The sequence below is a fragment of the Bacillus sp. WC2503 genome (assembly GCF_052682895.1).
In genome coordinates this window covers 4,310,094-4,323,773 of record NZ_JBQYMD010000001.1, presented here as the reverse complement: position 1 = coordinate 4,323,773, position 13,680 = coordinate 4,310,094, and the positions used below count along the sequence as shown (strand labels likewise).

Annotated in this window: 12 protein-coding genes; all 12 read left to right on the top strand. The window is 36.7% G+C overall.

Features of this window, described 5'->3' with window-relative positions:
- The first annotated feature begins 5 nt into the window (after nt 1-5).
- Nucleotides 6-320 carry a winged helix-turn-helix transcriptional regulator gene (locus tag ACUN26_RS22420; protein ID WP_000400852.1) on the top strand — a complete coding sequence of 105 codons (315 nt, stop codon included), beginning with the start codon at nt 6-8 and terminating at the stop codon, nt 318-320.
- 159 nt (nt 321-479) lie between these two features.
- Nucleotides 480-1,877, top strand: a complete 1,398-nt coding sequence (locus tag ACUN26_RS22415) for a C40 family peptidase (protein WP_002093042.1) — start codon at nt 480-482, stop codon at nt 1,875-1,877.
- Nucleotides 1,878-2,003: 126 nt separating this feature from the next.
- Nucleotides 2,004-3,353, top strand: coding sequence for an ATP-dependent helicase ComFA (gene comFA, locus ACUN26_RS22410; RefSeq protein WP_000948465.1), 1,350 nt, complete (start codon nt 2,004-2,006; stop codon nt 3,351-3,353).
- Complete coding sequence (locus tag ACUN26_RS22405) at nt 3,353-4,057, top strand: ComF family protein (protein ID WP_002093044.1); 705 nt, start codon at nt 3,353-3,355, stop codon at nt 4,055-4,057. The genes comFA and ACUN26_RS22405 overlap by 1 nt, the downstream gene beginning before the upstream one ends.
- Before the next feature lie 126 nt (nt 4,058-4,183).
- Nucleotides 4,184-4,381, top strand: coding sequence for a cold shock protein CspC (cspC, locus tag ACUN26_RS22400; protein ID WP_002039935.1), 198 nt, complete (start codon nt 4,184-4,186; stop codon nt 4,379-4,381).
- 318 nt (nt 4,382-4,699) lie between these two features.
- Nucleotides 4,700-5,242, top strand: coding sequence for a ribosome hibernation-promoting factor, HPF/YfiA family (gene hpf, locus ACUN26_RS22395; RefSeq protein ID WP_000671188.1), 543 nt, complete (start codon nt 4,700-4,702; stop codon nt 5,240-5,242).
- Between the two features lie 274 nt (nt 5,243-5,516).
- The gene (gene secA, locus ACUN26_RS22390) at nt 5,517-8,024 is read left to right on the top strand and encodes a preprotein translocase subunit SecA (protein ID WP_000579396.1); all 2,508 of its coding nucleotides are present in this window, start codon (nt 5,517-5,519) and stop codon (nt 8,022-8,024) included.
- Between the two features lie 134 nt (nt 8,025-8,158).
- Nucleotides 8,159-9,257, top strand: a protein-coding gene (gene prfB, locus ACUN26_RS22385) for a peptide chain release factor 2 (RefSeq protein ID WP_096001583.1) whose coding sequence is annotated in 2 segments (ribosomal slippage) — nt 8,159-8,230 and nt 8,232-9,257 — 1,098 coding nt in all. Because the reading frame shifts where the segments join, the coding sequence is not laid out codon by codon here.
- A gap of 564 nt (nt 9,258-9,821) precedes the next feature.
- Nucleotides 9,822-10,145, top strand: a complete 324-nt coding sequence (gene cccB, locus ACUN26_RS22380; protein WP_000727967.1) for a cytochrome c551 — start codon at nt 9,822-9,824, stop codon at nt 10,143-10,145.
- 321 nt (nt 10,146-10,466) lie between these two features.
- On the top strand, nt 10,467-11,153 hold the full coding sequence (gene ftsE / locus ACUN26_RS22375) for a cell division ATP-binding protein FtsE (protein WP_000594334.1): 687 nt from the start codon (nt 10,467-10,469) through the stop codon (nt 11,151-11,153).
- A complete protein-coding gene (gene ftsX, locus ACUN26_RS22370; protein WP_000645031.1) occupies nt 11,143-12,036 on the top strand; it encodes a permease-like cell division protein FtsX in 894 nt (297 codons plus the stop codon). Before ftsE ends, ftsX begins: the two co-directional genes overlap by 11 nt.
- Nucleotides 12,037-12,154: 118 nt before the next feature.
- Complete coding sequence (locus ACUN26_RS22365; protein WP_000830311.1) at nt 12,155-13,591, top strand: S41 family peptidase; 1,437 nt, start codon at nt 12,155-12,157, stop codon at nt 13,589-13,591.
- Nucleotides 13,592-13,680: the final 89 nt, after the last annotated feature.

The window sequence follows — 13,680 nt, the reverse complement described above, 5'->3', positions numbered from 1 at the left end:
AACATATGGAGCATAATTCTTGTTTATGTCCAAAGTTTGAGTCAGCTTTTACTTTGCTTAGTAAAAAATGGACTGGCTTAATCATTAAATCTTTGCTAGAAGAGCCGAAACGCTTTAGAGAAATCGCAGATATTATACCGAATATGAGCGATCGTATGTTGTCAGAGCGTTTAAAGGAATTGGAAAGCGAAGGCATTGTAGTTCGTAATGTTTATCCAGAAGTACCAGTTCGAATCGAGTATGGCTTAACTGACAAAGGAAAAGCGTTAGAAAGTGTTATGGATGAAGTCCAAAATTGGGCTGAGAAATGGATGAAATAGCGTTTCAATTTCATTTATATTTGCATTTGCATATTTATAAAACGTAAGGGACACCTTGCGTTTTTTCTTTGTTTATAACATTGAGGAAAAATTAAAAAATTCTACACATACATACAAAAATATACGTATTTTGCGCTAGATGCACATATAATATTACATTTGTTTTACAAAAACGTAACATTGGCAAAAAAAATCCCGAATTATGGTATAAATTTTATAGGTTATATACGGAAAAAAGAAAAAGAAAGCGGTGTAAAAAATAAAATGAAAAAGCTAAAAATGGCGTCTTGCGCATTAGTTGCAGGGTTAATGTTTTCAGGATTAACACCAAATGCATTTGCAGAAGATAATATTTCTGACGTGAAATCACAAATTAATACACAAAATGACACTTTACATAAACAACAACAAGAACGTGATGAATTACAAAAACAAATGAACGAATTAAATAAAACAATTCAAGGTTTAGATAAGTCTGTTCAAGAAAATTCTTCAAAGCTTGATGAAACAACGAAAAAAGTTGCTGATACTGAGCAATTAATCGAAAAGAAAAATAAAGACATTGCGGAACTACAAACGAAAATCGCAAAACGTGAAGACTTATTAAGAAAACGTTTAGTTGCGCTTCAAGAACAGCCGAATACGAACGTTGTAACAGAAGTTCTTGTAAACTCTAAAAACGTTGCAGATTTAGTTGATCGTTTAACTTCTGTTTCTAAAATTCTTGAGTCTGACGAAGATATCATGAAAACACAACAAGAAGATCAAGCGAACGTGAAAAAGGATGTTGCAACAGTAAAAGAAAAACAAAAAGAATTAAAAGAAGCACAAGCTCAAATTGAAACTGCTAAGAAAGAACTTGACGCTGAAAAAGCGAAAAAAGAAACAGCAGTAAATGATTTAAGTGGTAAAATGGATACAGTTGTAACTACGATGACAAGTACGGAAAGCCAATTGAAAGAGCTTGAAAAACAAGCACTACAATTACAACGTATGGCTGAAGAGGAAGCACAAGCAAAAGCTGCACAAGAAGCTGCTGCTCAAAAACAAGCAGAACAAGCTGCTAAAGAAGTGCAAGCGCCTGCTCAACAAGTTGCACCAGCGAACAACGGTGGACAAGCTCAAAAAGAAGAGCCTAAACAAGAAGCACCTAAACAAGAAACACCTAAAAAAGAAGAGAAAAAACCAGAACCGACACCAGGCCCAGCTCCGGCTCCTGGCGTAATTGGTAAAGCGCAACAATACTTAGGTATGCCATATGTTTGGGGAAGTGCATCTCCATCAAAAGGTGGTTTTGATTGTAGTGGATTCATTTCTTACATCTTTGGTGTAGGTCGTCAAGACGTTAACGGTTACTGGAACTCAGTTTCTAAAGTAAGTAGCCCACAACCTGGAGATTTAGTATTCTTCCAAGGTACTTATAAAGCAGGTCCATCTCACATCGGTATTTACGTTGGTAATGGCAAAATGATTCATGCTAGTGATAAAGGAATTGCGTACGGTGATATTAACAGTTCATACAACCAAAAACATTTCTTAGGATACGGTCGATTCTAGGATTTATAAACGAATAAAACACGTGTATAAAGTCGATAGCTTACTATTTTATAAGTAGGTTATCGGCTTTTTTGCGTTTTTACGAAATTACGGGAAAGGTTTATAGTGTGCTGGAGGTGATGGTCCATGTTATCTGGGAAACAGTTATTATTAGAAGAACTCTCTACAGACGTACGGGATAATTTAGATGATTTGAAGAAGAAGGGAGAGGTCGTATGTGTACAAGGTGTAAAAAATAAGGCTTCTACATATATGTGTCAGCGTTGCGGAAATATAGCACAAAGACTCTTTTCATCATTTTTGTGTAAAAGGTGTAGTAAATTCTGCACATATTGCCGGAAGTGCATAACGATGGGGAGAGTTAGTGAATGTGCTGTACTTGTTCGTGGAATTGCTGAAAAAAAGGGAGAAATGGATGTAAACCCGTTACAGTGGAAAGGAAATTTATCTACTGGCCAGGAGTTGGCTGTGCAAGGTGTTATGGAGGCTGTTAAACAGAAAGAATCGTTTTTTATTTGGGCTGTGTGCGGCGCTGGAAAAACAGAAATGTTGTTTTATGGTATTGCAGAGGCACTTCAAAAAGGAGAAAGAGTTTGTATCGCAACGCCGAGAACGGATGTTGTACTTGAATTAGCACCGAGATTGAAAGAAGTATTTCCGAATATAAATGTAGCTGCTTTATACGGTGGGAGTTTAGATCGGGAAAAAGATGCAGCGTTAGTCGTTGCGACCACCCATCAGCTATTGCGTTATTATAGAGCGTTTCATGTCATGATTGTAGATGAAATAGATGCCTTTCCATACCATGCAGATCAAATGTTGCAGTATGCGGTAAAACAAGCGATGAAAGAGAAGGCGGCATGTATTTATTTAACTGCAACTCCAGATGAAGAGTGGAAGCGTAACCTTAGAAAGGGGAAACAAAAAGGTATCGTTGTTTCTGGACGGTATCACCGTCATCCGTTGCCAGTCCCCAAATTTTGCTGGTGCGGAAACTGGAAGAAAAGCCTCATTAATAAAAGAATTCCTCAAGTTTTACTACAATGGTTAAAAGTATACTTAAATAAAAAGCACCCCATTTTTTTATTTGTTCCCCATGTGCGATATATAGAAAAAATGAGTCGGTTATTGAAGCTGTTAGACGATAGAGTTGCCGGTGTGCATGCAGAAGATCCAATGAGAAAAGAAAAAGTTGCAGCTTTCAGAAAGGGAGAAATTCCTTTATTAGTTACAACGACGATTTTGGAGAGAGGAGTAACGGTGAAAAATTTGCAAGTTGCGGTTTTAGGGACAGAAGAAGAAATATTTTCAGAAAGTGCACTCGTACAAATTGCAGGCCGGGTAGGTCGTAGTTTTGAAGAGCCGTATGGAGAGGTCATTTATTTTCATTATGGTAAGACAGAGGCGATGGTGCGCGCGAAAAAACACATTCGAAGTATGAACAAAAATGCGAAAGAACAAGGGTTGATCGATTAATGCATTGCTTACTTTGTCATGAGGATATTTCATACGCGATTAGTTGGTACAATTTTTTTGTTAAGGCTCACAAAAAGTATATATGTGATAGATGTGAGCAAAAGATTTCCTATATTATAGGAGAGATTTGTAGAGAGTGCGGACGGTCTTTAGATTCATTGCCAGCTGAATATAAAGAAGGTGACATTTGCAAGGATTGTGTACGATGGATGAATTTGGAGAGTTATCGACCTTTAAAAAATCGTTCATTATACATGTACGATAATGAGATGAAAGGAATACTAGCGCAGTTTAAGTTTCGTGGTGATGCTGAGTTAATTCGTATTTTTCATCGCCCTTTTCGAAGTTTATTTCAACAGTATTTTGCTAACGTTTCAACCGTTATCGCTGTTCCGCTTAGTAAGGAAAGGGAATATGAACGTGGCTTTAATCAAGCTGAGCTATTAGCAGCTTGTTTGCCTGTAGGTCTTTCTTATCCGTCATTAAGAAGAAGGGAAACAGAAAAACAAAGTAAGAAGACGCGCAAAGAAAGGATGTTGGGAAGCAATCCTTTTTATTTTCAGGGTGAAGAGATGTTTCACGGACAACATATTTTACTCGTTGATGATGTGTATACGACAGGTATTACAGTTAGACAAATTGGCAGTATTTTATACGATAGAGGGGCAAATGAAGTTTCTAGTTTGACGCTCTGTAGAAGTTAATCTGTAACTGTCGAAAGAGATAATAAAAAGACGATAAGTCTTCTTTGACTTCGTAAGTTGTCATTCGTTATAGTCAGAATATGGGGCGAATGCCCTGATTTTTAGAGTGAAGGGAATGGAATGAACATGCAAGGAAAAGTGAAATGGTTCAATGCAGAAAAGGGATTTGGGTTTATTGAGCGTGAAGATGGTGAGGATGTGTTTGTTCATTTTTCTGCTATTCAACAAGATGGGTATAAGTCATTAGAAGAAGGGCAACAAGTGAAGTTTGATATTGTAGATGGAGCACGTGGACCACAAGCAGCTAATGTTGTGAAACTGTAGGGATATTGTTTTTGGGAAGAGAAAGCTGCGTTTGTGGCAACGTTATATATAGTAGAACCTCTTGTTTTTCGCAAGAGGTTTTTGTTATGGGGCGAATTGTCAAAAAGTTGTTTCTTTTCTGTAACGAATTGTCCACAGTTATATTCGTTACTCACGATGTTAATAGGATAAAATAAAGGTAGAAACGATGCATCTTTTCATTTCAACAAAAAACGATAAAAAAATCGCAATTCCACTAATTTTTTTAAAAAAGTTAGAAGGAGTTTTTAAGCCGATGTCGAAATTATAGTACATAGGCTTGAAAGGAGGAATTCATCTATGAAATTCAACATTCGTGGTGAAAATATTGAAGTAACTCCAGCATTAAAGGAATATGTAGAGAAAAAACTAAGTAAGTTAGAACGTTATTTTGATACATTCCCAGAGATTAAAGTTAATTTAAAAGTATACTCTGACAAGCAACGTGTCGAGGTAACAATTCCGTTTACTGATTTATTACTTCGTGCAGAAGAAACTAATAGCGATATGTACGCTGCTATCGATTTAGTAGTTGATAAAATTGAGCGACAAATTCGTAAACATAAAACAAAAGTAAATCGTAAGTTACGTGAGAAAGGTTCTGTGAAAACTAACTTTATTCTTCCAGAAGCAGTAGCTGTTCTGGATGAGGTAGAAGAGGATGAATTAGAACTTGTACGTACAAAACGATTCGATTTAAAACCGATGGACGTTGAAGAAGCGATCTTGCAAATGGATATGCTAGGGCATAATTTCTTCGTCTTCACAAATGCTGATACAAATGAAACTAATGTTGTATATGGCCGTAAAGACGGAAAATATGGTTTAATCGAAACTAAATAATAATTCGAAAGCGCAGCCGAAAGAGGCTGCGCTTTTTTTGCTGAAAATAGATTTTTAAAAAACTTTTCCTAATTTAGAACGAGACATTCGGCCGATTGTTGTCATAGTTATAAGACAAGTGTTACAATTATCATTAGGTATATACATTTTAGTTTTTTTAATTAGGAGAAAAATTGGCATAACATACATTTGATTTTTATAACGACTGATTGTAATAGAAAAAGAAAAAACAATCGGAAGTTTTATTTTAATAAAAAAGAGGAGCGTATTTCCTATGATCGGTATTTTAAAAAAGGTATTTGATGTAAATCAACGCCAAATTAAACGTATGCAGAAGACAGTTGAGCAAATTGATGCATTAGAATCATCTATTAAGCCACTAACAGATGAACAATTAAAAGGAAAGACGCTTGAGTTTAAAGAACGTCTAACAAAAGGTGAGACAGTAGATGATCTACTTCCTGAAGCTTTTGCGGTTGTTCGCGAAGCTGCGACTCGTGTTCTTGGAATGCGTCCGTATGGCGTGCAGTTAATGGGTGGTATTGCTTTACATGAAGGGAATATCTCTGAGATGAAAACGGGTGAAGGTAAAACGTTAACATCTACATTACCTGTATATTTAAATGCTTTAACAGGAAAAGGTGTTCACGTTGTTACAGTCAATGAATACTTAGCACAACGTGATGCGAGCGAAATGGGACAACTTCATGAGTTCCTTGGCTTAACAGTAGGAATTAACTTAAATAGTATGTCACGCGAAGAGAAGCAAGAGGCTTATGCTGCTGATATTACGTATAGCACAAATAATGAGCTTGGATTCGATTACTTACGTGACAATATGGTTTTATATAGAGAGCAGTGCGTTCAGCGTCCACTTCATTTTGCTATTATCGATGAAGTCGATTCTATTTTAGTCGATGAAGCACGTACGCCGCTTATTATTTCGGGACAAGCTCAAAAATCAACAGAGCTATACATGTTTGCAAATGCATTCGTTCGTACATTAGAAAATGAAAAAGAGTATTCATTCGATGTGAAAACGAAAAATGTAATGTTAACTGAAGATGGTATTACGAAAGCAGAGAAAGCTTTCCATATTGAAAACTTATTTGATTTAAAACATGTTGCACTTCTTCATCATATTAATCAGGCACTTCGTGCGCATGTTGTTATGCACCGTGATACAGACTATGTTGTACAAGAAGGTGAAATCGTAATTGTAGACCAATTCACTGGTCGTCTTATGAAAGGGCGTCGTTATAGCGAAGGTTTACACCAAGCGATTGAAGCAAAAGAAGGCGTAGAAATTCAAAATGAAAGCATGACGCTTGCGACAATTACGTTCCAGAACTACTTCCGTATGTACGAAAAGTTATCTGGTATGACTGGTACAGCGAAAACGGAAGAAGAAGAATTCCGTAATATTTATAATATGAATGTTATCGTAATTCCAACGAACAAAGATATTATTCGTGATGACCGTGCTGATTTAATCTTCAAATCAATGGAAGGTAAATTCAATGCAGTTGTTGAGGATATTGTAAATCGTCATAAACAAGGACAACCTGTACTTGTTGGTACAGTTGCAATTGAAACGTCAGAGCTTATTTCAAAAATGTTAACACGTAAAGGTGTACGCCATAATATTTTAAACGCGAAAAACCATGCGCGTGAAGCAGATATCATTGCAGAAGCTGGTATTAAAGGTGCTGTAACAATTGCGACGAATATGGCTGGTCGTGGTACGGATATTAAATTAGGCGATGATATTAAAAATATCGGTCTAGCGGTTATCGGTACAGAGCGTCACGAAAGCCGTCGTATTGATAATCAGTTACGTGGTCGTGCTGGTCGTCAAGGGGACCCTGGTGTAACGCAGTTCTATTTATCAATGGAAGATGAACTAATGCGCCGCTTCGGCTCTGACAATATGAAAGCGATGATGGATCGTCTTGGTATGGATGATTCACAGCCGATTGAAAGTAAAATGGTTTCTCGTGCAGTAGAATCTGCGCAAAAACGTGTAGAAGGAAATAACTATGATGCACGTAAGCAGTTATTACAATACGATGATGTGCTTCGTCAGCAACGTGAAGTTATTTACAAACAGCGTCAAGAAGTAATGGATTCTGAGAACTTACGTAGTATTATTGAAGGTATGATGAAATCTACAGTAGAACGTGCTGTTGCGCTTCATACACAAGAGGAAATTGAAGAAGATTGGAATATTAAAGGTCTTGTTGACTACTTAAATACAAACCTTCTGCAAGAAGGCGATATAAAAGAAGAAGAATTACGTCGTCTTGCTCCAGAAGAAATGAGCGAGCCGATTATCGCGAAATTAATAGAGCGTTACAACGACAAAGAAAAGCTTATGCCAGAAGAGCAAATGCGTGAGTTCGAAAAAGTTGTTGTATTCCGTGTAGTAGATACGAAATGGACAGAGCATATTGATGCGATGGACCACCTTCGTGAAGGTATTCATTTACGTGCTTACGGTCAAATCGATCCACTTCGTGAGTATCAAATGGAAGGATTCGCAATGTTCGAGTCAATGATTGCTTCTATTGAAGAGGAAATCTCTCGTTACATTATGAAAGCTGAAATTGAACAAAACTTAGAGCGTCAAGAAGTTGTTCAAGGTGAAGCTGTTCATCCATCTAGCGATGGCGAAGAAGCGAAGAAAAAGCCTGTTGTAAAAGGTGATCAAGTGGGCCGTAACGATTTATGCAAATGTGGTAGTGGCAAGAAATATAAAAACTGCTGTGGCATTGTAAGCTAATAAAAACTGCGGCTGTTGAATTCAGCTTGTTTTGCAAATTATAATAAAAAGGATTAAACTCTCTCCCTAATAAGTGGAGAGAGTTTCCCTTGTTTTCATACGAAAGTAATAGCAATTACATAGAGGTGAAGGAAATGGAATTAGTAGAAATTAGACAGGAATTAGAGAAAATGGCTAAGAGATTAGCGGCTTTTAGGGGGTCTCTTTGACCTCCCTACTAAGGAGAAACAAATTGCAGAATTAGAAGAAAAAATGATGGGCGCAGGATTTTGGGATGACCAACAAGGCGCTCAAACTGTAATTAACGAAGCAAATGCGTTAAAAGATATGGTTGGAAAGTTCCGTCAGTTAGACGAGACGTTCGAAAACTTAGAAGTAACGCATGAACTCTTAAAAGAAGAATATGATGAAGATTTACATGAGGAATTAGAATCGGAAGTAAAAGGCTTAATTCAAGAAATGAATGAGTATGAGCTTCAATTACTATTAAGTGATCCTTATGATAAAAATAATGCGATTTTAGAATTACACCCAGGTGCAGGTGGAACAGAGTCACAAGACTGGGGTTCTATGTTATTACGTATGTATACACGCTGGGCTGAAAAACGTGGATTTAAAGTAGAAACAGTTGACTACTTACCAGGTGATGAAGCCGGTATTAAGAGTGTTACTTTATTAATTAAAGGTCATAACGCTTACGGTTATTTAAAAGCAGAGAAAGGTGTACATCGTCTTGTACGTATTTCACCGTTCGATTCTTCAGGCCGTCGTCATACATCATTCGTATCTTGTGAAGTTGTACCTGAGTTCAATGATGAAGTTGAAATTGAAGTGCGTACAGAAGACTTAAAAATTGATACGTACCGTGCAAGTGGAGCTGGTGGACAGCACATTAATACGACAGATTCAGCAGTTCGTATTACGCATACACCGACAAATACGGTTGTAACGTGTCAGTCAGAGCGTTCTCAAATTAAAAACCGTGAGCATGCGATGAAAATGTTAAAAGCAAAATTATATCAAAAGAAATTAGAAGAGCAACAAGCACAATTAGATGAAATCCGCGGGGAACAAAAAGAAATTGGATGGGGCAGCCAAATTCGTTCTTACGTATTCCACCCGTATTCTCTTGTAAAAGACCATCGTACAAATACAGAAGTTGGTAACGTACAAGCAGTTATGGATGGAGAAATTGATCCATTTATTGATGCTTACTTACGTTCTCGCATCTAATAACCAGTGGGGGAATCCCCACTGATTATTAGCTTTAACAAATCTGACTTTTACGGGCAGCCCGACCCTCACCTAACTTCTTTGCTTTTGTTGAATTTTGAGGTAGGGGTCTTACTACCCAGTAAATAGTGGGATAAGAGAAAAAGCCAACAAAATTGTTGGCCCATGCTGAGAAAATAGAGGATATACAACGTTTTGTTTATATGGATGAAGTACAGGGGAAGAGAAGTTGGAAACGACAACTTCTCTTTTTGATGGGGTTATATGCAGAATACAATGTTGTATATTGTTTTGTAAAAAGTAGAGAATAGTAAAACAGAGCGGCAATAGAGTAAGATTTTATAAAGAACTTTTTTGATTTGCCTTTTAAAAAGATTCTTTATAGAAGTTTTTACGTTGTTCACAGAATTGAAACAAATTATGGAAGCTTTATTTTATCAGGGTTCTCACTGTATTTTTCAAGAATATGAAATATACCTTAGTTTTTCTATATAAAGATAATGCTTATAATAAAAATGAGTGTGTTAGGAATGAAAAGAATATCAACAATGGGGAGCGATAGAATTGAAAAAGAAATTGTTGGCTATTGCACTAGGTACATCAGTCGTTTTTGCTTTAGGAGCATGTGGAAATAAAGAAGAGAGTAAGCCTTCGAAACAATCTGCAAGCACAGATAGCCCAGAGCAAATTTATCAAAAAAGTTGTATAGGCTGCCATGCGAAAGATTTATCAGGAGCAACTGGACCGGATTTACGAAAAGTAGGACAGAAATATGATGCAGCAGAGATTGAAAAGATTATTGAAAAAGGTCGCGGTTCAATGTCACCGGGAATTATTCAAGGTGAAGATGCGAAAAAAGTAGCTGAGTGGTTAGCTGAACATAAATAAAAAGAGAAAAATGGGCGATTTGATTATATAATCTTATCTAAAAATGACTTTGGATAAGAGTTATAACAACTCGTCTCCTTTTTCTGTGATGTAACATAACTGTAACAAAAATGTATCCGAACTGGAAACCGTTTGATGTTACAATGAGGTTTGTAGAATTTTGCTGAAATATATTACATAGAGTAGCGGTGCGAATAAAAAGCATGTAAGTAAGCTGCCTTCAACAAGAATGGTTAAATGAAAATAAAGGATTCCTTTTTATTTTCACATGTACAGAAAAGTATTTCGAAAAAAAAATCATTAAGCATTGGGTGATAAATAATGATAAAAATGACGAATGTTTATAAGGAGTACCCGAATGGTATGAAAGCCGTTGCTGGTCTCACAGTTAACATTAAACAAGGTGAATTCGTATACGTAGTTGGACCGAGTGGAGCCGGAAAATCTACATTTATTAAAATGATGTATCGTGAAGAAAAGCCAACTACAGGATCTATTAATGTAAATGGACTTACTATCGAATCATTGGCAGAAAGAGATGTTCCATATTTCCGTCGTCAATTAGGCGTGATTTTCCAAGATTTTAAATTATTACCTAAATTAACGGTATATGAGAATGTTGCGTTTGCTTTAGAAGTAATTGAAGAAGAACCAGATGCGATTCGTGAGCGTGTTACTGAAGTGTTAGGACTAGTAGGTCTAGATGATCGTGCAGACGCACTTCCAAGTGAACTTTCAGGTGGAGAGCAGCAACGTGTGGCTATTGCAAGAGCGATTGTTAATAGACCAAAGGTTGTAATTGCCGATGAGCCAACTGGTAATTTAGATATTGAAACAGCTCTTGATATTATGAAGATCTTTACGCGCATTAATGAGCGTGGTACAACGATTGTTATGGCGACGCATAATGCAGATATCGTAAATACAATCCGTCATCGTGTAATCGCGATTGAAGGCGGAAAAATTGTTCGAGACGAGATTGAGGGAGGATACGGATATGAAGGCTAAAACCCTTAGTCGACATTTGCGAGAAGGTGTAAAAAATCTATCCCGTAACGGATGGATGACATTTGCTTCTGTAAGTGCAGTAACAGTTACATTATTACTTGTAGGTGTCTTTTTAACAGCGATTATGAATATGAACCATTTTGCTACAAAAGTAGAGCAAGATGTAGAAATTCGTGTACACATTGATCCAGCAGCAAAAGAAGCTGATCAAAAGAAATTAGAAGAAGATATGAGTAAGGTCGCGAAAGTAGATTCTATTAAATACTCTTCTAAAGAAGAAGAATTGAAACGTTTAATTAAAAGTTTAGGCGATAGTGGAAAAACGTTCGAGTTATTTGAGCAAGATAACCCACTGAAAAACGTATTTATTGTAAAAGCGAAAGAGCCAACTGATACAGCACAAATTGCGAAAAAGATTGAAAAAATGCAGTTTGTAAGTAACGTTCAATACGGTAAAGGTCAAGTTGAAAAATTATTTGATACTGTAAAAACAGGACGTAATATCGGGATTGCATTAATTGCAGGTCTTTTATTCACAGCGATGTTCTTAATCTCTAATACAATTAAAATTACAATTTATGCTCGTAGTACTGAGATTGAAATTATGAAACTTGTAGGTGCAACAAACTGGTTTATTCGTTGGCCGTTCTTGCTAGAAGGATTATTCCTAGGAGTATTAGGATCAATTATTCCAATTGGTCTAATTCTAGTTACGTATAATTCACTGCAAAGTGTGTTTAATGAAAAACTTGGCGGAACAATTTTCGAGCTTTTACCATACAGCCCATTCGTATTCCAATTAGCTGGTTTATTAGTGTTAATCGGTGCGTTAATCGGTATGTGGGGAAGTGTAATGTCAATTCGTCGCTTCTTAAAAGTATAAAAAGTTGCAAACATAATTCGTACAAGCTTATCATATAGTAGAAATAGGTAAAGGCATCACACGCTGTGTGATGCCTTTTGCTACACCACCTGTGTGTTTTGGAAAGGGGAATTCCGCATTGAAACGTAGAGTTGCAATTATTGGAATGGTTGTTGCATTTTTAATTGGTGCTGGCGGAATGTTTGCAGGAATGTCTGTATTTGGGGTTAACCCAGCAGAAGTAACGCAAACAATTTCGAGTGGGAACGCTAGCACGACGCAAGGGAATTTGGCAAAAATTAATGAGGCATATGGACTAATTGATTCACGTTATGTGGAAGACGTGAAAGATGACAAGTTAGTTGAAGGTGCAATACAAGGCATGTTGTCTACGCTGAAGGACCCTTATTCCACGTATATGGATAAAGAAACAGCCAAACAGTTTAGTGAATCACTTGATCCTGAGTTAGAGGGGATTGGGGCTGAGGTGAACAAAACAGACGGTAAGCTTATTATCGTATCGCCAATTAAAGGTTCACCAGCAGAAAAGATTGGAATTAAGCCGAATGACCAAATTTTATCTGTAGATGGAAACAGTGTAAAAGACTTATCGCGTGAAGAAGCTGTATTAAAAATTCGTGGTAAAAAGGGAACGACTGTCGCGATTGAAATTAAACGTGCAGGAGTAACTGATCCGATTGTATTCAAAATTAAGCGTGAAAAAATCCCAATCTTCACGGTAGTTAGTACTGTGAAACAAGAGAATGGAAAAGATATCGGTTATATGCAAATTACTTCTTTTGCTGAAAATACAGCGAAAGAATTTAAGGATCAGTTAAAAGAGTTAGAGAAGAAAAACATAAAAGGTTTAGTTATTGACGTTCGTGGTAATCCTGGTGGCTATTTAAATAGTGTAGAAGATATACTAGGAGAAATTATGACGAACAAAAAGCCGATGCTACAAGTAGAGCAGCGAAATGGTGAGAAAAAGCAAATCTCTACAGAGCTGAAAGAGAGGAAGCCATATCCAATTTCAGTATTGATTGATAAAGGAAGTGCTTCTGCTTCGGAAATTTTAGCTGGCGCATTGAAAGAAGGAGAAGGTTACGATCTAATTGGTGAAACAACATTTGGTAAAGGAACTGTTCAGCAAGCCGTTCCGTTTAAAGATGGCAGTAACATTAAATTAACGATGTTCAAATGGTTAACTCCAGATGGAAACTGGATTCATAAAAAGGGAATCAAGCCAACTGTAGAAGTGAAACAACCAGATTACTACCATGCGACGCCAATTCAAATTGAAAAAACACTTTCATACAATTCAAATGATGTGCAAGTGAAGCATGCGCAAGAGATGCTGAAAAGCTTAGGTTATGTACCGGGGCGTGAAGATGGCTACTTTAGTAAAGAGACAGAATCAGCACTGAAAGCATTCCAAAATGCGAATGAGATGGAAGCGACAGGACAGCTTGATAAAAAGACAGCTGAGGCAATTCAAACTAAAATCATTGAAAAAATCCGTTCTGGAGAAAATGATCTACAATTACAGGCAGCATTAAAATTAATAGCGAAATAAGAAGAAATACAGGCATTTTATTGCCTGTATTTTTTTGTGTTAAACAAACGTTTGTCCAGTTATGATAATATAAAAAGAAAGAATGATAT